17 protein-coding genes are annotated in these 21,868 nt (G+C 47.8%); 14 read left to right on the forward strand and 3 right to left on the reverse strand.

Annotated features, from left to right (window positions below; translation table 11 throughout):
* The first annotated feature begins 101 nt into the window (after positions 1 to 101).
* From Q1A69_RS16145 to Q1A69_RS16155, 3 genes are all read left to right on the forward strand, one after another.
* Positions 102 to 611 carry an Lrp/AsnC ligand binding domain-containing protein gene (locus tag Q1A69_RS16145; RefSeq protein WP_299587597.1) on the forward strand — a complete coding sequence of 170 codons (510 nt, stop codon included), beginning with the start codon at positions 102 to 104 and terminating at the stop codon, positions 609 to 611.
* Between the two features lie 308 nt (positions 612 to 919).
* On the forward strand, positions 920 to 2,074 hold the full coding sequence (locus tag Q1A69_RS16150) for an acyl-CoA dehydrogenase family protein (RefSeq protein ID WP_299587599.1): 1,155 nt from the start codon (positions 920 to 922) through the stop codon (positions 2,072 to 2,074).
* A gap of 322 nt (positions 2,075 to 2,396) precedes the next feature.
* Positions 2,397 to 4,406, forward strand: a complete 2,010-nt coding sequence (locus tag Q1A69_RS16155) for an alkyl sulfatase dimerization domain-containing protein (RefSeq protein WP_299587601.1) — start codon at positions 2,397 to 2,399, stop codon at positions 4,404 to 4,406.
* Between the two features lie 145 nt (positions 4,407 to 4,551).
* Here Q1A69_RS16155 and Q1A69_RS16160 read toward each other — a convergent pair whose 3' ends face one another.
* Positions 4,552 to 6,078, reverse strand: a complete 1,527-nt coding sequence (locus Q1A69_RS16160; protein WP_299587604.1) for an NAD(P)/FAD-dependent oxidoreductase — start codon at positions 6,076 to 6,078, stop codon at positions 4,552 to 4,554.
* Between the two features lie 111 nt (positions 6,079 to 6,189).
* Between Q1A69_RS16160 and Q1A69_RS16165 the strand changes: the two genes are divergently transcribed.
* Complete coding sequence (locus Q1A69_RS16165; RefSeq protein ID WP_299587606.1) at positions 6,190 to 7,239, forward strand: AraC family transcriptional regulator; 1,050 nt, start codon at positions 6,190 to 6,192, stop codon at positions 7,237 to 7,239.
* On the opposite strand, the gene Q1A69_RS16170 is transcribed toward Q1A69_RS16165, so the two are convergent.
* Complete coding sequence (locus Q1A69_RS16170; RefSeq protein WP_299587608.1) at positions 7,233 to 8,684, reverse strand: DUF1254 domain-containing protein; 1,452 nt, start codon at positions 8,682 to 8,684, stop codon at positions 7,233 to 7,235. The genes Q1A69_RS16165 and Q1A69_RS16170 overlap by 7 nt on opposite strands.
* Before the next feature lie 1,140 nt (positions 8,685 to 9,824).
* On the opposite strand from Q1A69_RS16170, the gene Q1A69_RS16175 reads away from it, so the two are divergent.
* From Q1A69_RS16175 to Q1A69_RS16195, 5 genes are all read left to right on the forward strand, one after another.
* Positions 9,825 to 11,294, forward strand: coding sequence for a class I adenylate-forming enzyme family protein (locus Q1A69_RS16175; protein WP_299587610.1), 1,470 nt, complete (start codon positions 9,825 to 9,827; stop codon positions 11,292 to 11,294).
* Positions 11,295 to 11,444: 150 nt separating this feature from the next.
* Positions 11,445 to 12,593 (forward strand): PLP-dependent decarboxylase, encoded by a 1,149-nt coding sequence (locus Q1A69_RS16180; RefSeq protein ID WP_299587612.1) that lies wholly within the window; start codon positions 11,445 to 11,447, stop codon positions 12,591 to 12,593.
* Between the two features lie 3 nt (positions 12,594 to 12,596).
* Positions 12,597 to 13,637: a hypothetical protein gene (locus Q1A69_RS16185; protein WP_299587614.1), complete on the forward strand. Its 1,041-nt coding sequence runs from the start codon at positions 12,597 to 12,599 to the stop codon at positions 13,635 to 13,637.
* Positions 13,634 to 14,470 carry a hypothetical protein gene (locus Q1A69_RS16190; RefSeq protein ID WP_299587616.1) on the forward strand — a complete coding sequence of 279 codons (837 nt, stop codon included), beginning with the start codon at positions 13,634 to 13,636 and terminating at the stop codon, positions 14,468 to 14,470. The genes Q1A69_RS16185 and Q1A69_RS16190 overlap by 4 nt, the downstream gene beginning before the upstream one ends.
* A complete protein-coding gene (locus Q1A69_RS16195) occupies positions 14,467 to 14,994 on the forward strand; it encodes a hypothetical protein (protein WP_299587618.1) in 528 nt (175 codons plus the stop codon). The genes Q1A69_RS16190 and Q1A69_RS16195 overlap by 4 nt, the downstream gene beginning before the upstream one ends.
* A gap of 83 nt (positions 14,995 to 15,077) precedes the next feature.
* Here the strand turns inward: Q1A69_RS16195 and Q1A69_RS16200 are convergent, their stop codons facing one another.
* Entirely contained in the window at positions 15,078 to 15,224 is a 147-nt protein-coding gene (locus Q1A69_RS16200) for a hypothetical protein (RefSeq protein ID WP_299587620.1), read from the reverse strand.
* Between the two features lie 21 nt (positions 15,225 to 15,245).
* On the opposite strand from Q1A69_RS16200, the gene Q1A69_RS16205 reads away from it, so the two are divergent.
* From Q1A69_RS16205 to Q1A69_RS16225, 5 genes are read left to right on the forward strand one after another with little or no spacing between them, the layout of a single operon-like run.
* On the forward strand, positions 15,246 to 16,016 hold the full coding sequence (locus tag Q1A69_RS16205) for a hypothetical protein (protein ID WP_299587622.1): 771 nt from the start codon (positions 15,246 to 15,248) through the stop codon (positions 16,014 to 16,016).
* Positions 16,009 to 17,862 (forward strand): acyl-CoA dehydrogenase, encoded by a 1,854-nt coding sequence (locus Q1A69_RS16210; protein WP_299587625.1) that lies wholly within the window; start codon positions 16,009 to 16,011, stop codon positions 17,860 to 17,862. Before Q1A69_RS16205 ends, Q1A69_RS16210 begins: the two co-directional genes overlap by 8 nt.
* Positions 17,862 to 19,829 carry a tryptophan 7-halogenase gene (locus tag Q1A69_RS16215; RefSeq protein ID WP_299587655.1) on the forward strand — a complete coding sequence of 656 codons (1,968 nt, stop codon included), beginning with the start codon at positions 17,862 to 17,864 and terminating at the stop codon, positions 19,827 to 19,829. Before Q1A69_RS16210 ends, Q1A69_RS16215 begins: the two co-directional genes overlap by 1 nt.
* Positions 19,826 to 20,740, forward strand: a complete 915-nt coding sequence (locus Q1A69_RS16220; RefSeq protein ID WP_299587628.1) for an alpha/beta hydrolase — start codon at positions 19,826 to 19,828, stop codon at positions 20,738 to 20,740. Before Q1A69_RS16215 ends, Q1A69_RS16220 begins: the two co-directional genes overlap by 4 nt.
* Positions 20,737 to 21,867, forward strand: coding sequence for a hypothetical protein (locus tag Q1A69_RS16225; RefSeq protein WP_299587631.1), 1,131 nt, complete (start codon positions 20,737 to 20,739; stop codon positions 21,865 to 21,867). The genes Q1A69_RS16220 and Q1A69_RS16225 overlap by 4 nt, the downstream gene beginning before the upstream one ends.
* Position 21,868 lies beyond the last annotated feature (1 nt).

Genomic DNA, 21,868 nt, shown 5'->3' on the forward strand with positions numbered 1-21,868 from the left:
CCGGATTATGTGCGAAAGTGCTTAGAATTAATCGCCATTTTGGCGACTGTTGTGGTTAAATATCACGCCTAAATGCGTGATTGCCAGTAGGGTATTTTGTAATGTCTCGACAGTTGGAAGATCTAGATCGTATCGATCGCCAAATACTGCGAATCCTGCAACGACATGGCCGCCTGCCGAATGTGGAGTTGGCACGCCGTGTAAATCTCAGTCCCACCCCCTGCCTAGAGCGGGTGAAGCGCCTCGAACGCGAGGGCTTTATCCGCGACTATGTGGCGCTGCTGGACCCACTCAAGGTTCATGCCGGCTTGGTGGTCTATATTCAGGTGACGCTAAACAACACTGCTACCGAGGCCCTGGAGGCCTTCAACCAGCATGTGGCGGGCCTGGAAGAGGTGCAGGAATGTCATATGGTGGCCGGCGGCTTTGACTATCTTGTGAAAATTCGCATCAAGGATATGCTCGGTTATCGCCGGTTTCTCGGTGAGAAACTGGCTTCGGTGCCGGGGGTGCGCGAAACCCATACCTATGTGGTGATGGAGGAAGTGAAAACCGACACCGCCGTGGCGGTGCCCGATCCGGAACCCAAGAGCAAAGTCACCCGGCGATAAGCCCGGCATTCGATCGGTCAGGGATGGCCGAAACGCTCACCACTTGGCAGATAATAAACAGACAAGGTTGCCGGGGCGGAGGAAGAATGACTGTTCCATTTGTGCCATTTCCGGCACAGGCTCGGTCCGAGCCACACACTTAAGTGACTTCTCTACACCGTGATCTTTGCCATTGATTGCAGATTTTGTCGAGGAAAACGGCGAATTGGCAATCATTGTTGGTCTGGATTTTATTATCCTCGACATAATTTGTGAGCGGCGCCCTGTGCCGCCTGATCCAACCGCGATAACTATAAAGTAGGTACTGTATGGATTTCTCACTGAGCGAAGAGCAGCAGATGATTGAGGATGCGGCGCGACAATTTGCCGAGAGCGAATTGAAGCCCATAGCCGCAGAACTCGATAAAACCGGTAACCGCGAGTTGATGCTGGCAAAATTGAAAGAGCTGGCTGAACTCGGTTTTATGGGGATCAATATAGATCCCAATTACGGCGGCACCGGTGCCGGCACTGTGGCATTCAGCCTGGCTATAACTGAGCTCGCTCGAGGCTGCGCCTCCACTGCAACCACCACCTCCGTCACCAATATGGTGGCTGAGGTAATTCAGGCCGTGGGTAATGAAGAGCAGCGGCAAAAATACCTTCCCAAAATCTGTAGCGGAGAATATGCGGCTGGCTCGTTCTGTTTGACCGAGCCGGGCTCCGGTTCCGATGCTGCCGCCATGCGCACCCGCGCGGTAAAGGATGGTGACGACTACCTGCTGAATGGCAGCAAGTTATTTATCAGCAGTGCCGAATTTGCCGGTATTTTTGTGGTTTGGGCGGTAACGGACCCCGAAGCGGCCAAGGGCAAAGGGATTACCTGTTTTCTGGTGGAGGCGGGTACACCGGGCCTGATTATCGGCAAGGCGGAAGAGAAAATGGGGCAGAAGGCCTCAGTCACCAACGAGGTCTCTTTTGATAACTGCCGCGTTCCCGCCGGCAATATGCTGGGTGAGGAAAATCGCGGCTTCCGTATAGCTGCCGGCGAATTGGCCGGAGGACGCATCGGTATAGGCTCCCTGGCTCTGGGTATTGGTCTTGAGGCGCTGGATTGCGCCCGTAGCTATATGCATGAGCGCGAGCAGTTCGGTAAAAAACTGGCACAGTTCCAGGGGTTGCAGTGGCAGCTTGCCGATAAGTACACCGAGATGGAAGGCGCTCGCTTGATGTTGTTGCAGGCTGCCTGGCAAAAAGATGCCGGTATGGCTTTTGGCCCCGCGGCTTCTATGGGAAAACTGTTTGCCAGTGAAAAAGCCAATGAAGCTTGCTATCTAGCTCTGCAGATTCACGGTGGGGTGGGTTATACCCGTGAGTATCCTTTGGAGCGCATGAGTCGCGATGTGCGTATCACCACTATCTATGAAGGCACCAGTGAAATTCAGCGTCTGATTATTGCGCGGCATTTACTCGATGTGCGTTGATCCCGCACTTTAAAGAGCCTGTTCATGGGTAAGGCGGCACCCACTGAGCACTGTGCTGGTGGTGAGCCGATTGAAATTCAACCGCTCTAGTACATGGTCCCGCTTACGTTGCGGGACCATTCTGAGCACTATTCCATGATCAACCAATCCCGCGCCCAACTAGGCGCTGACATCAGTCTTCTTGTTATCAGCGTTCATCCCCTCCGATCTATATCCCTCCTATCCTTTACATGGAAATTCCTTTCCGCCGTAGCCAGTAATGTCCTGCTGGTACCCGTTGACTCGGGATTGTGTACGGGGTGACTCAAGGTCAGGAGAAATAATGAGTAATAAGCGGAGTATGTTTGCGAGGGTGTATCCCTATATTTTTATACTGTTGCCGTATGTCCCAAACTATGTATTTGCCCAGGACTCTGGGCCAGCTAGTGTGATTACGGCAAAAGAGAATCAAGCCGTATTAAAAGCGCTGCCATTTGCCAATCAGCAAGACTTTGAAAATGTAAAGCGTGGATTTATTGCTCCGTTACCTGATGAGGGCGTGATCAAGAACAAGGAAGGAGAACCCGTCTGGAATCTTGAGGCCTTTCAGTTTGCGCGGGACAAGCCAGCACCAGACACCGCCAATCCAAGCCTGTGGCGCCAACTTCAGTTAATTTCGGAGGGGGGGCTTTATGAGGTCATTCCGAGAATTTATCAGGTGCGCAGTGCTGATCTCTCCAATATCACGTTTATTGAGGGGGATAGCGGGGTCATAGTAATGGACCCACTGATCTCTGCCGAGACAGCCAGGGTGGCACTGGACCTATACCGAGAACACCGGGGGAGTAAGCCGGTGGTTGCCGTGATCTATACCCACAGTCACGTGGATCATTATGGCGGTGTGCGCGGTGTGGTAAATGAGGAGGATGTAAAGTCTGGCAAGGTAAAAGTCATTGCGCCAAAGGATTTTTTAGTTGAGGCAGTGAGTGAGAATGTCTTTGCGGGTAACCATATGGCGCGACGCGCCAGTTTTATGTATGGGAATCTGATTCCCAAAGACCCAAAGGGTACTCTAGGTGCAGGACTCGGCCTGGAAACCTCCACGGGGACCGTTACCCTCATTGAGCCAACCGATACAATTATTAGAACAGGTGACAAGAGAAATATTGATGGCCTGTCATTTGAATTTTTAATGGCGCCTGGCTCCGAAGCCCCCGCAGAAATGCATTTTTATATTCCCGAGCTAAAGGCGCTGACCGCAGCCGAAAACGCGACACACACTCTGCACAATCTTTATACTTTACGGGGCGCCAAGGTGCGCAACGCGCGGGACTGGTCCCGCTATCTTCATGAAACACTACAGCGCTGGGGAGATAAAGTAGAGGTGCTTTTTGCACCACACCACTGGCCCACTTGGGGGCAGGCTAGCGTGATCAATCACCTAAAAAAGCAGCGCGATTTGTATAAATATCTGAACGATCAAACCTTGCGCCTGGCCAACCATGGTTACAACATGGTACAGACTGCTGAGCTCATGCAATTACCACCTGAGCTTTCACAATATTGGGCCAACCGTGGCTATTACGGCAGTGTTAATCATGATACCCGCGCGGTATGGAATTACTACCTTGGTTTTTTTGATGGAAATCCGGCGCGCCTATATCCGATGCCGCCCACAGCAGCCGGCAAGAAATACGTGGCGTATATGGGTGGTGCCGCAAACATCATTAAACAGGCTAAAAAAGATTTCGATGCTGGAGAGTACCGCTGGGTGGCGGAGGTATTGGATAAGCTGGTTTCCGCTGAACCCAATAACCGTGCGGCGCGGAATTTATTAGCGAATACCCTGGAGCAGCTGGGCTACCAGCAGGAAAATGGCACCTGGCGAAATTTTTTCTTAAGTGGTGCGATGGAATTACGCCATGGTATACAGCGATTACCCGTTCCCTTAACGGCCAGTGCCGATACTATCCGCAGTATGCCTATAACGTTAATTTTTGATTATCTGGGTATCCGCCTGAATGGGCCAAAAGCAACGGGTAGAAAAATCTCGATCAACATTACCTTGCCAGATATTGAGGAAGAATATGCCCTGACATTGGAAAATGCGGTTCTTAACTATGGCCCTCCCATTGATGATCCGCAAAGTAGTGTCACCATCAATCGCAGTGATCTTAACGATATCATTCTTGGCGTCGATAGTATTCAGGAAAAATTAGAGGCCGGCGCGGTGAAAATCTCAGGTGATGTTGGACAGCTGAAAACATTGCTCTCCTTAATGGATCATTTCGATTTTTGGTGGAATCTGGTTACCCCGCAGCCAATGGTTATAGACCCCAATGGAGGCGATTGATGATTACCATATCGTCAGAATTACGGATTGTGGTGGTGATCTAATCGGACATGCTTGATCAGCTATATACACGGATTATTACCATGGCAATAAAACAGTTAACCGAATTCCGTTAGTTCTTCAGCGTAATGCGGGAGTTCGATCATCAAAGTGACGCGGGCTCTTCGGTTTTATTTGGTGCTTTTTGATCCGGGAAGATATCTTGGGCCTTGCTGGAAGAAAATTTTAGTATCCCATCATCTATAGGCGTTTTTAATAAAATTTTGAAATCTTGTTCATAATTATTTAACAGGCGCCATGGGTATTTTTTTCCCTGGCGAGGTAGTACGCTATTTCCTCTTTTTACATAGCCGGAGTTCAGGCTGCCCATTACGGAGTTATCTACACTACAGTCTTCATTATCTTCCGCCAGGCAAATATTGTAATGATGGTTGTCCATATGATTGAGCAAGCGACAAATATAGCGTGCGGAGATATCGGCTTTTAGGGTCCAGGGGGCATTGGTGTAACCAAATACCCAAGACATATTGGGGACCCCCTCCAGCAGAACGGCCTTATAAGTTAGCTTTTCATTGATATGAATTTTTTCGCCATCAACACAGAGCTGGATACCGCCAAGCACCTGTAAATTCAACCCCGTGGCAGTGATTATGATGTCTGCGTCGATTTTTTGACCGGATTTTAGATGGATTTCATTATGCCCAATAGTTTCAATCTCTGCCGTTTCTACTGAGGCTTTGCCCGATTTTATAGCTTTGAAAAGGTCGTTATTGGGGACTGCGCAAATACGTTGATCCCAGGGGTTATAGCTCGGGGTAAAATGGCTCATGTCAAAACCACGGGGCAAGCTCTTGCGAACTCCTCGTATGAATAACCTTCGCATAAATTTGGGCCAGCGCTGAGAGGCTTTAAAAAGCCAGCGTTGTATTTTAACGTTGCGCCAGCGAGCCAGCTTAAAGACCCAAGATTTTGGTAGGAACTTCAAAAGCCAGGCGGAGAGGTTGTCGAATGCTGGCACGGATATGACATAACTGGGCGAGCGCTGCAGCATTGTGACATGTGCGGCCCGGGTGGCCAGGGCAGGCACCAGGGTTACGGCAGTGGCACCACTGCCGATTACTACAATTTTCTTGTTTTGGTAATTCAGGTTTTCAGGCCAGTGCTGGGGATGAATGTAACTACCGCGGAACTGGCTTGCCCCAGGAAGTTTGGGCAGGTATCCCCGGTGATGATCGTAGTATCCCGTACAGGAAATCAGGAAGGTACAGCTATAACCGCGGGGCTCCCCAGTAACGGTATTACTTCCCTCTAGAACCCAATGAGATTTATGACTATTCCAGTTGGCCTTGTAGAGGTCGATGTTAAAGTGAATATCGTCGGTGATAGCGTACTCTTCCGCGGTATCATGGATATATTGGCGAATGGAGGGGCCATCCGCCAAAAGTTTGAGTCCTGGCCAGGGGCGAAAATCAAAACCAAAGCTGAACATATCCGAATCAGAACGTATACCGGGGTAGCGGAACAAATCCCAGGTGCCACCGATTTGAGTGCGACGCTCAAGGATGGCAATTTTCTTTGTTGGGCACTCGCGACGAAGGTGACAGGCCGCGCCGATTCCGGAGAGCCCGGCACCAATAATCAATACATCAAAGTGGAGCGGTTGCACAGTCATTACCCTCTTGGCATTTTCAGGGTTACTAGACTGCGTAGAAGCGCAGGCTTTTTATTGCTACATTGCGACAAAAAATTATCTTGAGGCGTCATTGGACGCTCTGGAGGAGCAGTGGGTAGTGTTATACGAGCCAGTGTACTTACGGGGTATGGAGCACTGACCACAGAGTTGGGGGGGCATACCGCTAACTTCCTCTCTGAATTTAATATCCCAGGGGATATTGTCGTCTCAGATACCCGTCTGCTCCCCCATGTCGATGTGGCTCGCCTGTTGGAAGTTTCTGCCCAGCGGTTACAGTGCCCCGATTTCGCCCTTCGCCTCGCTGCGCGACAAGGAGTTGACCGGCTTGGGGGTATCGCTGTGATTGCTTGCAATTCTGCTTCCGCGCGGGAAGCGGTCGAGGCGGTGGCCCGGTTTATGTCGCTGCACAGCCCGGCGATACAGTTGCGTATTGAGCCCGTGTGTAACGGCCCCTATGAGCGGCTGGTTTTTGACCAGCTCGATCCGGCACTATCGCGCTTCTGCCAAATCCATGAGCAAACCCTGGGGAACACGCTGGCCATGCTACGTATGTTAATGGGGGAAAACGCCGCCCCGCAGAGGGTTTTAATACCCCATGCGGCTCTGGCTGAGCGCTCGGGTTACAGAGATTACTTTACCTGCCCAGTGGAATTTCTCTCTGGCTACTGTGCTATGGAGTTTCTCGCTGAGCATTTGGATGCCCGGCTCACCTCAGCTGACCCGGTAACTAAGCGGCTGGCTACAAATTACCTGGAGCAGCAATTGGTTTCGGCGGCGGTTTCCCTGAGCGCGCGGGTACGAGAGCTCATGCGGCAATTACTGCCGACTGGTCAATACCAAGTTGCAGTTATTGCCGCTCACCTGAGCTTGCATCCGCGCACTCTGCAGAGACGTTTGGCGTTGGAAGGGCTGCGCTTTGACACCTTATTGGATTGGGTGCGCAGGGAACTAGCAGCAGAATACTTATCGAACACAGGCCTAGCCCTGGGACAGATAACCGGTCTGTTGGGCTATGCCGAGCAGAGTACCTTTCAGCGTGCTTGCAGACGTTGGTTTGCAGATACCCCGCGCAATTATCGGCGCCGGTTGGCACGAATTGAAAGTGTCGCGCAGCGGGGGGCGGTGCGCGCTGGTCAATAGTCTGTGGGTTCTACCTCCCCCGGTCGCCAGGTTTTTTTCAGCCAGGGCCCGAGGGGTCCGTAAAGACGCAGAATAACAAAAAAACCTTTATCGGGGATTGTCTCAAGCCAGTTGTGTTCCAAACCTTTAGGGGCCTTGGGGCCAAAAAAGATGTCATAGGAGCCATCGGGATTTTGCTTGATGCCCTTGCTTTGGCTACTGACAGAGGGGAACTTTTGGCTTGTCTTTAGTTGAGAGCGGGTTTGGCTGTCGTAGATATTGACGGCCCAGAACGCATTGACCGGTACTTCTGGTGGTAAGTGCAATTTGTACTTTTTAGATCCATCGAAAGGCTCTTTATTCTCATCGACAAAGGCGATGGCATAGTCGGACCCCTTGCCGGGTTCTATTGCGGTCATCGCCGGGCTAACACCGGTGTAGGGGTAGAAATAGCTGACGCGCGCATCGCTATTGATTGTCTTGCCATCGGCGCCATTGAAGAAAATATTCTTGCCGGGAAATGCCATTACCCAAGCACTGTCGGTACCGGGGTAGATCTTAATATCTGAGAGAGATTTGTCGGTGCGCGGATACCAGACAATCGAGCGAGCGATGCCGTTGCCGATGGCCACAGCGTCGGTAAGGATTTTGGTCATGCGTTCATCCGGGCTAAACGCCTTGCCTTTCTCAATCCCGATAGAGGCAAAAAGGCCGCGAGTTTCCGGGTTTAGCATGCCTATCCACTCATACTGAATGACTTCATTAAGATGTTTGTAGAACTCATAATTGTTGGGGTGAATGGTGTTGAATGCTTTTCCCGAGGCGCTAATAAAGACCATTCTGGGCGGATTCCCTTTTCTAGAAAGGGGGTAGATTCTGAGGTGGTCTTTTACGTTTTGAGCTGCGGCATCCAGAGGTTGATGACTCGGTGAGCGCATAAATACCCAGACGCGGTAGGAGCGGGGGTAGACCGGGAAATAACCAAAGGGCAGGTTGCCTTTATAGTCTGGGGGCAAAACCAGATATTTCCCTCCTCGTCCCTTGTCTGGACCGGGGTGGCCTATATCCTCCACATAGCGGAACCAGGCGTCGTTAAAGGCTCCGCTGACCTCTGGTGGCGCATGTAAGACTGTGGGGCCATCGCGCTTTAGGTCTAGGAAAGCAAGCGTGTAAATGGTGGAGGTGTTGCCGGTGAGAAATAGTGACTCTGCGCTCATTAATCGGTCAAAAATCAAAACCTCATTGACCGCTTTGGCACCTAATTCGCGCCCCCCTTTCATCAAGCCATGAACCGAAGCACCTTGGATGCCTTTTAAAAAACTATCAACCGCGCGCATCTGATCCAGATAGTCGTAGAGCTTTTCTGCGGTTTCTGGGTAGGGCGCGCCATCACGGAATTTCAGCAAACCGATACTGCTTTTCACCTCATCGGGTGTTTTTATAGATTCCACTGTTTTCTTACTCACATCAGCGCTTGAGCTAGGATGAGATAGTGCGAGAAAGAGTAAAATGATGAGAAAAATCAACCTCCAAGAATTACCGGGTACCGGAGGCTGTTGTAGTGGCGGTGATGGCCTGCTGTTCAACCTTAATTCCTCTCTACTAGGCCTTGCTTGCTGTCAATGGACCTTCAGGAAGGTTCCGATTTAGCCGGGTTTCAGTTTAGGGGTTCGCATGGCTAAGGATGAGCCTGCGTTGGTTAGTGATCAGTATAATAACGCGGCAAAAAGCGCCATTATTACCCTCGGTTGTGTAAGGCCATGGTGTGTCGTTAGCCTTTACACTCTCTAAAGAAACTCGATGGTGACACTATTCCCTAGTTGGATTTATTCAGTTCAGTAGCCACCCAATATAGTTGCGGATGAAACTTTCTGAGTTGAGTCCGCAAGCTGCAAAATGAATTTTTCCGATACCTCTCAGGCCAAAAAATAATGGGGGTGTAAATATATTAGACCCCTTCCGCTGGCGCCTATCAGGGCGCCTATTTCCGCACCTTCCATAAGGCTATTAAAAGAAAATAGAGCAAATTGGGAGAGTGGCACTGTTGCATGAATCCTATCTACCAAGTTTCGCCTGTTATTCGCGAGAGAGTCCTGTGTAAATGGCAATAAATTTTCAAGGTGAGTACCAAGACAGCGATTTATTTTTATTAGTCAGTTGCGTAGCAAAATGTCAATTACAAGTATGCTTTGTGTCAATTTTTCTTGGTGTGAGATAGTGCGCATAGTGACTGAGAACTGATGCCACTCATGAAATAAGTTGCCTTAGTATTGAAAATAATTTGCAAAAGAATAATCAATTTGCTGTTTTCTGAGCGCTTTTAAAAATAGGTTTCTCTCTGGTGCGCTCTAGTGAAATTATTTTCTCATGGTATGTCTTGTTCATTAATAATCAAAAGTCAACAATAAAAAATTATAGAAAATTATGACTTTTGTGAACTACAAGTACACGAATGAAAACTCCATCACAGGATTTTAAGATAATGCTTGTCATTATGGAGAGCTGACTTTATAAAATGATCGTGCCATGTAGGTGGCTCTTGTCACTTTTGAAGGGGGTGGATGAGAGTCACAGGATAAGTTTTAAAAAAAATAATTGGACTAACAATGTTCTCGCTTGCCGACCTGTTCGATGGGGTTGTTACTGGTTCTTGGCTTGGAAGCCTGGAAAATCTGACTGGGGAAAAATTGACGGCACAATGTTGTGGGAGGGCTCTATCACTCCTACAGCAGACCGATATTCAATTGGCCCATGGGGATAAAATTGTCATTAGAGCCCAGAACGATTTTTTTACTGTGGCGACAATGTTGTCCGCCTGGCACCTCGGTCTGGTGGTGGTCCCCATTAAGGGGGATGCTGGACAGGCGGCAGTGGAATCCATTGCCGCTGACTGCAATGCGAAGGCAATTGTGGAAGGTGAAAGTATTGCTTTACTGGAAACCTATCGCCCGCAGCAAAAATTGTTTGAGCTGCATACCGCATCCAGAGTGACTGGCGTTGATCTGGCCCTGATTATTTATACCTCGGGGAGTACCGGCAAGCCAAAGGGCATAATGCTCACACATCAAAACGTTCTTACCTCTCTGCAGTCGACCTCCGATTATTTGCGTCTGGATAGTGAGGACCGCATACTTTGCCTCTCACCTCTATCCTTTGATTACGGCCTGTATCAGGTCTTGTTTGCCCTTTTCAAGGATTGCACAACAATTCTTTACGATAAAACATTCAATCCTCTACATGTTTTAAAAGTAATATCTGAAATGAAAATTTCAGTACTGCCCATAGTCCCGGCAATGGGAGCTGCACTATCCAAGTTGCTATCGCTGGTAAAACCTGATCTTTCTCACTTACGGGCAATCACCAACACCGGCGGTCACTTGCCGGAGTACGTTATTCGCGCCTGGAAGCAGTACTGTCCCGCACTCAATGTCTTTGCAATGTATGGCCTTACCGAGTGTAAAAGGGCCCTTTATCTTGAGCCGGAGCTTTGGGAGCAGAAAATGGGTTCGGTGGGTAAGCCAATACCGGGATTGGATGTCCGCATTTTCCTATTAGACGAGTTGCAAAATACTTACCATGAGGCAAAAGCTAATGAAGTTGGTGAGCTTTTTGTACGTGGTTCAGGGGTTATGCAAGCTTATTATGACCCCAGTGCGAAAGGTGGTGCACAGATTATCAGCGGCCTTTATCGCGATGATAACTGGCTGGCGACTGGTGATTTATTCAGCCGAGATGATGAGGGCTTTTACTATTTCAAAGGTCGCTCTAAAGACCTGATTAAGCAAGCCGGTTTTTGCTTGTTCCCAAAAGACCTGGAAGGGGTGATTGATGCATGCCCTCTGGTTCATCTCAGTGCAGTTTTGGCGTCCAGTGACAGATATCAAAATGAAATTGCGGTATGTGTATTAGAGCTTCATGAAAATACGCCCGAGCATCAGCAGCAATTCAAAGCATGGCTGAAAGACAACCTGGATGCTGACTATACGCCGCGTGAAGTCAGGTTTGTCGAGGCGATAAAGTTGACAGCCAACAGTAAGATTGATAGGCAAAAGCTGCAGCAAGAGCTGGAGTTTTGAGCTGGTTGCGATAGGAAGTGCCGAGGTTCCTCGGTGAGTCGGCAACGCCAGGCCGGCTTTAAATAAAAAAAAGTGAGACCGGAAAGTCGTAAATACGGCTGAAATATTTGTGCCCTATAAGAATGATTATAAATTTCTCCAGGTGATACCATGAAAGCTTCCTTGGAAAAGCTTGTTGCCCAGCTTAATGAGCAAAGGCGACACTTTTCAACACCTTGTTATATTTACTCCCTAAAGGATGTAGCCAACAACTACCGAAAACTCAAGGATAGCTTGGGGACATCCCTGATTTATTCTCTCAAGGCTAATAGCTGCCTCGATCTTATTGTGCGTAGTGGCCATGTATTTGAAGACGGCATTGAAATCGCTTCTATTGGTGAGTTGAATCTTCTCCCCAGAGGAGAGAGTCCTCGCTATATCAACAATCCATCTGCCGATAAGAGTTTTTTGCGGGCAGCGATTGCCAGTAAATGTACCTTGGTCATCGATAACCTTTCCCAGCTGGAAATTGTGAAAGAATTCCAGGGGAAACGCCCCATTAATCCTCTGATACTTCGTCTTAATCCCAGTACTCTGGATCAATTTGAAGAATCCACGACAGTGACGAAAAAAGACCACTTTGGCTTGGGGTGGGGTGATGTGGAATCTGCTTTGGCATTTTGCAAAGAGAACGATTTGAAGGTCGGCGGATTTCATGTGTTCCGCGGATCATATAATTTTAGCAAGCTAGCCAACAGCACAGCGCAAGCTGCTCTACAAATAGTTCATAAGTTTGAAAGCGCACTTGGATACCCAATCGGATTAGTTAATCTGGGTGGCGGCTTTGATCTGAATTGGGAAAGTCATGAGTTTGACTTTGAGCATTATCGGAATCTACTCGGTGAATTCCCTTCGCATATACAGATTGCCCATGAAAGTGGCCGAGCTCTCATGGCAAGTGCTGGATATTTTGTGACCGAAGTTCGCTATGTGAAATCCATTGAGGGGCAGCAGTATGGGGTTTGTGATGGTGGCATGGCTCAAAATTTCCTCTTGGCAAAAACAGAAAGTACATTTAAACGCTACAGCCAGCCTTTGATTTTACGTGAAGGTAGAGTGCTGGAAGGTGATAGCAAGCCACAAAATTGCTTACTGGTGGGAACTTCCTGCAACAAGGAAGATATTATTGGTGAGACAAAAGGCGTGGCCTTACAGCCTGGTGATCTCGTTATATTTAGTAATTGCGGAGCCTACAATGCGAGCTATACCGTTGCTCCATTTTTGAGTTTGCCTTCTGCCAAATCTTATCTAATGGAGTAGCTTATGGAACTGCAAACTATTGCTGGCGGCTTTGTCGTCAGCCAGCTTTCTTCACTTTCGCCTGTGCCGGCTTCTCTGAAGACTCTATTGGAGAGAGCCTGTGTACGTCTGTTTGATGCATCAATGATTATTGAGGATCCCTTGACAAAGTTGGCTCCTCTTCGGGAACCATCGGTTAAGCAGCCTCTAGAGCAATTTGAGCAGACATTTGTTATCGATCAAATCATTGACCAGGTACGTGATCATGGGCTGGCGGATCACTTCCATGAAATGATCGGGCTCTTTGGTTCTATCATGATGAGCCTGACTGCAACTGAAACACAGTTGGCACAGGTGAATGACTGGGTGGAGCAGGGAATTTTTGGCCATTTCCTAATGACCGATCCTGGTGGCCCCAGCTTGCAGAGTTGGAAGACCGAGCTGCAAGGTAGTGATGAAGAGATGCAGCTTGTTGTTAATAAAGTCCATGGTATTGAGGCACATAAACTGGGATTTGCCATGGTGGTTGCCAAACAGGCGGCGCGTCCATTTCCAATGACCATAATGTTGCCCCCAGAGCTTTGTACCGAGTTAAAACAAACTCCCGTCGGTGAGTCTTTCTTGGATGGCAAGCTGCAACTTGGTAATTGCCGTGGCAGTGTCACTGTAAGCAAAGACATGCTATTGAGTAAGGGCGGTCTTGGGAGTGTCAATCGATTCCTGACACTAGTTCGTCCCCGCTTCGTGAAATCCCTGATGCACTTTGTGCTCTGGTTGAAGGATCGGGGTGAAGTAGAGCTATCCATTACCGATCAGGAGCATATCGAGTATCTGATTTGCCTATGCAACGAGCAGGCGTCAGCAACAGTCTTTTCTATGCATAGTGTAAATAGGGTTTTGGCAACGAAGTTTGCCAGTAATGAACTGCTTTTAGATTTAGTATCATCAGGAAAGGTTAAAAATACAGCGTGTCAGCGTGATTTACTAGCATTCACTAAAATGGAGGGAAGCTCCTACCGCTGCTTATTCGAGATTTACAGTAAGGCGAAAGGGCATCGGGTATGAGTTTGTATTTAAAATCTGCAGCCTTTACGCCGATCGAAAATATTAACATCATAAGGAATGTGAATCTTCAATATGCCTTTGCTCAAATTGGCAAGATCATATCTGATCAGAGCCATAGAGTCCTTGAAGGTATTTCGTTGGAATCAAAGAATAAGATTAGCCGACACTTTCTCTGCTCCACAATGATTGAGTTACCTTTCACGACTGGAGCAATCACCGTGCGTGATTTGAATCCGGTTGAAAAGGGGCGGGGCGTTCCCGTTACTAGCTTTATTAACACCTATGAATGTGCCTCATGGGGTTATAGTCTTCGTTATTACTTAAAGCAAAATCCCGGTGCCCGCTATGTAATGGTTAGCATACTGGATGCCAATGTGCTCGATTTAAGCTTTTGGCAACGCAATGAAAACTGGGGGAAAAGCGGCTTTGGCCTTTGCACTTTACTTCTGGAGGTGGAGTCATTTCAATCAAGTGATATCAGCGCAGGTTGTACCGTTACCTATAACACTACCCCTGAGTTTGCGACGATTATTCGCAAAATGGCCAGTAGTAGGGAAGATCTCACTTTGTCGCTACCCTTCTTTCCAGAAAATATTCGGCAGATATTCACCAAGCTACTCAAGGGCTTTGACCAGCTTCCTGATCTCCATGATAGATGGGGACATTGTTTCGGTAGCGACCCCTGGTTGAATATTATTCAACACGGTGTTGATGGAAGATTTGATCGGCGTGAGAAGTTATTGGCATGTTCAATCGCTCTAAATGGCTATTACTGTACTGCAGAAGTAAATATTGACCGGGACAGCGTCTTTTATTTGGCGGAGGCGGCATGAGTAAAGTGATTGAACTTTCTACAAGACTGCTTCGTAACCCCTATCCCAAGCAGCCCAAGCCTTGTGTCGCACAAATACTACCGCTGGAAGGTGAATCTGACTTCCTAGCTATCTCTCAATTGCCAGTGGGTAAAACACCGGTACTCTTGAGCTTTTCTGAGCATTATCAGCTTTTGGTTGAGTTATTGGAATGTGTTGATAGCGCTGGCCTGGAGATTGATACGATCTTATTGCGAATGCAGATGCCTGCTGGTGGAAGAATGCCAAAGCAGTTTTTACAGGATCGGGTTTTAATGTTGCAGGGTGTACACGAGGAAGAGTTGATCTTGCATCAGCAAGGAACTTCCTATTTGGTGATCGAAGACACCCTGATCCGGCATCCGCTGGAGTCTGGTTCCAATAGCCTGCGGCTGCGAATACGCTGTGTTGCAGACTGTAATTATCTTATTTCACGGATTTCTGAAAAATTACTGCAGTTGGGTTTTGATTCTATTGAAAAAATGGTCAGGGAAAGGACCGCATAGCCATGTATATTAGAAGCCTCTGGGTAGATCATAATGGTGAGACAAAGCAATTATTGCGCGCCCTAAATCAATATTTGTTGGGGTTAATTCAACTTCCTGAGCTTGTCTACGTAGTTTCTGCCGGGGAGGCTAATGTACTTCTGGAAAGACCGGTTGTTGAGTTCCTCGCTCAGTTGGAACAGGCCGGACACAATATTCAATTTGTCGGTAGTGCCTGTACCAGTTTTCATGCGGCAATTCTCAGTTATTCCATGCAGCCGGAAGATGATGCTCTCGTCATTAATCTGGAGCTTGGCAAAGATCGGCAGCAGGAGTGCCTGGATGCTTTGGGTATTGGTGTAAAGTCGGGGCAAGATGGATTGGATGTGATCACAGGCGTGGCAGTCACCTGGTTGAGCAAACAATACCATGCGCAAAGTCTCTGCCAAATTTCTAGCTGCGACATTTTATCTCAGGCGCCTTCGCTCAGTGGGGCCCATGAGTTAGTTCAAAATCTTAAGAAATTAATTTCCACCAATTCTAGTCGTACATCTAAGGTTGCCTCTTTTGATATTAAGTCTCGGTGGGCTAAGGGATTGCTAAAGGGATTTTCCCAAGAAGAAAAATCTCAGTGGCTACCCAGTATTGAGAATGATGGATTTCACTACCTCAGTATAAAACCTCTTGGTGAGATTCAGGCCTACTGTCTCAATCTTGGCGTAGAGGATCTTTGGCTTCTTACACTGGGCGGCGGTGGTCGGGCGGGGTGCATTAGGGTTCAAAAAGCGTTGAAACCTGAAGAGCAGCTGCTCTCTCGGTTAGTTCATACGGAGACTCTCTCTCTTGAAAATGCGTACAATAAATTTACCGCTGCGCAACATATCGGCGATGCGCTTGGTCAGGATTACCTCCCCCATGTGCGCAATGCGCTGATCTATCCCCAGAAAAAATATAGGGGAAGACACAATCAAACATTTCACTGGGTGCTGGGTTCCGGCAGCTGGCGATCACTCTTGGAAAATCAAGGAGCCAAGCATGGGTAGAAATATTTATAAGTCAGACCTACGGGAATTTAAATTCCTGATTGAAGACCAGTTCTATCAAACCAAGGCACTTTTTGAGCATTCTCTTTATAGCGAGCATTCTGCAGAAAACTTGAGTGATTTACTTCAAAAAGCGAAAAAATTTGCCTGTGAGGTACTTGGACCAAGTTATCAAGAAGCTGATGAGCAAGGCTGTCAACTGGTGGATGGCAAAGTGCAGTTGCCGGCATCTTTCCCTGAGATGTGGAGCCGCTTTAAGGAAGAGTGGGGGGATTTGGCCTCTACTGACGGTGAGCAACACTCTGAGCTGCCTCCGTTCATAATGCAGATGCTTCTGGAAATGTTTATGGGAGCTAATCCCAGCTTTATGACTTATGGTGGCTTTTGTCTACCCTCATCCACTTTAGTGGAGAAGTATGGTAGCGAAATACAAAAGTTTCTGTTTAAAGAGAAGTTGGCCCGGTCGGAATGGACCTCATGCCTGTGTTTGACTGAGCCGCAGGCAGGAAGTGATGTTTCCCTAGTTGATACCAAGGCTTCCAGGCAAGAAGATGGCACCTACCTACTTACTGGCGAGAAATACCTGATCAGTGCTGGAATGCACGATCTCACCGAAAACACCTTATATTTTGTCATGGGAAGGGGGGAGAAAAGTGGATCGGGTACTTACGGTTTGTCCTGTTTCATAGTACCCAAATATTGGGTAGAGGAAGATGGCAGCCTTGGCGAATTTAACCAGGTCGAATGTCTTTCTCTCGCCGATAAGATGGGCTTTAAGGGGTGTGCTAATACCCACCTGAGTTTCGGTAAGAATGGTCCGTGCAGGGCTTACTTATTAGGGGATCGGGAAAATGTGGGCCTATTGCAGTTCTTAACACTAATGAACCAAGCGCGAATTAGCACCGGAGTTTACGCGTTAGGAATGGCTTCTTCCGCTTACTACAACGCACTTGCCTACGCTAGTAAGCGTTTGCAAGGGAAGCGTTTTCACGAGAGTTTCAGTGCGACTGCCAGCAGGGTCAATATTGTTGAACACGTGGATGTTCAACGTATGTTGCTGGAGATGAAATCCAAAGTTGAGGGTTGTCGCGCATTGATCGCAAAATTGACTCTCTCGGAGAGCTTTCTCAAAACTTTTGAAGGGCAGGCGGACAAGAAAGCTGAGGCTACCCATCATCAGGGCCTGGTTAACCTGCTGACTCCGGTGGTTAAGGCGTATGTTAGTGATCAGGCTTGGAGAGTTTGTGAGTTGGCTATTCAGACCTGTGGTGGCCAGGGGTATCTGAAAGAACTGGGTATTGAGCAGTATGCTCGGGATGTTAAGGTTCTTGCGATTTGGGAGGGAACCAATTATATCCAGAGTCAAGACCTTATTCGAGATAAGCTGGGACTTGGGAATTCCAGTAAACTATTCCAGATTTATAAAAATGAAATCGAAGCATTTATTGCAAAGGCTGCGGACTACCCAACATTCAAAGGCGAATTCAAGGGTTTGCAAGAATCTTTTGAGCATCTAGAAATTGTTCTGAAAGCTGTGCATGTTTGGGTAAGAACAAAGGAAATGTTCAAGATACCTGCCTATAGCACCCGCATACTGCATATGATGGGCGATATTACTCTTGCCTGGCTATTATTGGAGGCGGCCTGTAGCGCTTCCAATCGATTGAGTCAAGGTGAGGCTGATACTGATTTCTTTGAGTCGAAAATTTTGAGTGCCAAGTTCTTTATCCGTAATGAGCTGCCTCGGACCAGAATGGTAATGGAAATTATCCAGGATCCTGATTCATTCTGTTCGGTGGATTCTTCTGTTTGGAATTCTCTTCTCAACGAGGTTGAATCATTGTGATGGGGGCAATAGAAGAAATACAACAAGAGTATGATGTTGTCATTATTGGTGGTGGTTGGGCCGGATTGACTCTAGCCCGGCAGATTAGGCGCGGTAGTCAGGCGGTTTCAATCCTTGTTGTGGAAGCTAGCGAGAGCTTTCGGGGAAAAGTGGGAGAAGCTACCGTCGAGATGACTGGCCATTACTTTATGAAGCAGCTTGGCCTGGTTAATTACCTATACAGAAACCACCTTCCCAAAAATGGTTTGCGCTTTTTCTATGATACGCCCGATCACAGCCTGTCGCTCACAGAGATGAGTGAGCATGGAACAACCAGTATTCCGCCTCATCCCGCATTCCAGTTGGATAGGGCGCGTCTGGAGGCGGATCTGGTTGAAATGAACCGTGAAGACGGTATCGAAGTTGTAATGGGGGTAAAAGCAAAGTCCCTAAAGATCGGCTCTGCTGATCATCACCACACCATTCAGCTGTCTGCCGGTGAGCGCAATACGGAAATCAGTGCGCGTTGGTTGGTTGACTGTAGTGGACGTAACCGGTTTGCTAAGAAGCACAAGAAGCTGACTCGTCAGGAAAATGTGCCTGAGCACTTCTCTGCCTGGGGCCGCTTTAAAAATATCCAGGATATCGACGCCATGGGCGATGAGGCCTGGAGAAGTCGCGCCTTTGGACGCTTCCTATCTACGAATCACTTCTCTGGCGAAGGGTATTGGGTTTGGTTTATCCCCTTGAGTGGTGGCTATACCAGTGTGGGTATCGTGGGTGAAAAAGACAAATTTGAGAAACCGCCCACCAAACGCGATAGTTTTCTGAATTTCCTGATGGAATATCGGGCAATTGCAGAGTTGCTGGAGGGTGCGGAGCTTGTCGATTTTGAAGCTTGGGGCCAGCTTGCCTACCGGGCGGACGAATTTATATTCCCTGATCGCTGGGCTACCTCAGGCTTTGCCTCTATGTTTCTTGATCCGCTTTTTAGTGGCGGTGGCGATATGATCGCTCTTTTTAATGATCATATTAGCAAGTATATTCTCGCGGATCTAAAGGCTTCTGATCGAGCCTGTGCACAGCAAATGCTGGATCAGCAATTACCAGTTGCAAACCAGACAGTAAAAGAGTTTTACCAAGGCCTCTATGCGCATGTGGCCAATGTGTATCCTGTTATCGATTGCGGAGAACTCTGCTCGCCTTTGCTCGCTTATAATACAGCCGCTTATTTCTTGGAAATTGCTTGGGACTATATGTCTGGCAATTACCTGGATCAGGATTATTGGTTACGTAAAAGCTACCTGCGCCGGGGCTATATGGCGCTTGAACTTATACTGCAAAAACAATTGATAGATACCGCGGAAGTACTCAAATCAGAGGGCCGCTACTTTCGCCGAAATGCTGAAGGATTTTTCGAGTCCGGAGCGGATCATTACAAATATTTTGTGTACTTAATGGGAACCGCTGGCAAGGATGGATGGCGTATTGATTTAAGGGTCAAGCTCTGGGTTGAGATGTTCCTTAAAGTGATAGAAGCTAAGTTAGACCTGCCAATGCTCGCTAATAGAATGGTAGTACAGCAGAGTATTTTATTACCGGATCTCCTTGAGAAACCCAATTTTAATAGTGAGGATAAAGATTGGCTCCTGAATAAAATCTCGGCCAAATTATCCGAACTGCTCTCTGATGAAACTGAATCGCCAGTGCAGGTCACGGTAACTGAAGATTCCTTCCGAACCGACCTGGTAGAGGTGATAAATCCGTCCGGTGACCTTACTCACACTGAGCTTGAAAAACTGGCGAAGAAAGCCAGGTCTCTTTGGAGGCAAACCCAGGAGTACATTGCTATGCCAAGCATGGTGCCGGTATTTTTGGCATTTGCGCGCAATCAGCCCGATAGTATTATGGACTCCGTGATCGACCAGAGAAAGCTGCAGAGCAGAGAACATCAAGTCTCTGAAAATCGTGTTGTGGAGGCTGTGTGATTCAGGAATTCTTCAAGGCTCGGGATGGTAAGAGTCTGGCGTTTCGCTGGATGCCGGCTGATGATACTGAGACTGCACTTATTTGTATGCACGGCAGTACTTTTAGTAGCCAGTGGTATTTAATGTTTGGACGAATGCTACACAGACAGGGTGTGACTATCTGCTTGCCCGATTGGCGTGGGCACGGCAAGAGTGAGGGGCGCCCCGGAGACCTGGACTACCCCGATCAATTACAGGACGACCTACACGATTTGATTAGGCATCTCAAGGAGAGGGGTGTGTGCCGCTTTGTGCTTGGCGGTCACAGTGCGGGCTCTCTAGCATCTCTGCGATATCTTGGGATTTACGGTACTACGGACATTGTAGGTTTTTTTGCGATTGCTCCGCCATTGACCCAAGCCGAAGAAACTCGGAAGTACGATATTGCTACCTCTGGGATTGAGTACTTTATTCGCTATTTTCGTAAAAGGCGGCACACCCGACCGATGGCTGGGCCCGAGCAACAAAACCTGCCTAAGATAAACCTTTGGAAGTATTGGCTAGCAATGCTTTTTCCTGTTTTCAGGCGAATGCCAGTGCTGAGTTTCCCTCCTGTTGGGTCGGCTGCGGGCAATCAGGGTCGGGTTTTGGACTGCAGTTTTAATCTGCTCAGTGCTTATACTATCAAGCGATATACCGACTTGTTTGCCAGCCTCGACATCCCATGTCATATCACAGTAGGTGAGCATGACGAAGTGGTCGATGCACATATTTTGTATACAGTGATGAATTGGTATGTCTCTCCACGGGTAGAGTCCTATTTAACAGAAATTCCGAAAGCTACACATATGTCGGCTATTTCGGCATCGGTGAAGCCAATTTCCGGTTGGTTAGAGAAGGTGGTAGTACGCCAGTTGGAGGTGACCCCGTGAAAAAAATGGTTTACCAAATCCCGGGCGTGAAGCCGATGCCGTTAGCAGTAGGTACGGAATTATACCTAGAAGAGCTTTACCGCTTCGAAAATAAGAAGTCGATGGTTTCTTCGAGTGAGACACCTTCAGGTGTTATCCAGCGAATAGATCGCAATAGTTTTCATATTCGGCTCGAAGATTCATTTAGGTTGCCTCTTTACCATTTCTTGGTGAACGATCGGCTTTTTATTGGAAAAAATTTATCTCCTTTCTTGGCTGTGGGCGCTGATAAAATTGACCCTCACTATTTAATTGAGTTGGAATATTTCGGCTTCTCTATTGAGAGAAAAAGCCTATTGAAAGACGTGAAGATGCTTTTTCCGGCTGATGACGTAGTGATTTCAGCGCAAGAGTTGATATGGCTGGATGATGATTTGCTAAAGCATCCAGGTTTAAAGGCGTCTTTGGTGAAGCCGCAAAGCCAGGGAGAATCTCTCTACAATCTTCTGCCCGCAGTGGCTACAAGCCTGTTTTCTCCTTTCGATCATGTATTTTACGCTCAGTTTTCTCAGCAAATTATAGCGTGTGAAGACCCTATTCTTGAAGTGGGCAAACAGAGCCTGCCAAAGAATTTTGGATTTGGCCTGAACAGAGCGGATGTCTTCAATGGTGCGCATAAGTCAGGAGTGGTTGAAGGCATTAACCTGAAAACCCATGTGAGTAAGATAAAAAGGGAGCTTGAGACTGGTTGGGAGGCTACAGGGCGCGAGCAAAGCCTGGAGACCTACCTGGCGGAAGGCTTCTATTACCCGTTTACTCTGTTTCAACTGAATATTTTAGCGGCTGAAGCAGGTAAGGAAGTCAGACTTGTTGATTCTGAAGTTCAGAAGGATAAAGCTGATGCGATTTTTACTATGGATGATGATCCCATAGTCAATGTTTATGAGTCTTTTCAAAGGGTGTTTTTTTATGGAAACCAGTGGCTTTCACGAGTCTGGTTTTTTATTCCACCCATGATTAGCGCCAAGATCATTAAACGGCAATATAAGTATTCCTCAGGTGAGCAGCATATTTGTATCTATGCTTTGACCCTGGATTATTTGTTGCGATTTTATCCTTTAAAAGTTGGTAATGTTACTGGAGATTAGG

It is taken from the genome of uncultured Microbulbifer sp., from assembly GCF_947498635.1.
GTDB lineage: Bacteria > Pseudomonadota > Gammaproteobacteria > Pseudomonadales > Cellvibrionaceae > Microbulbifer > Microbulbifer echini.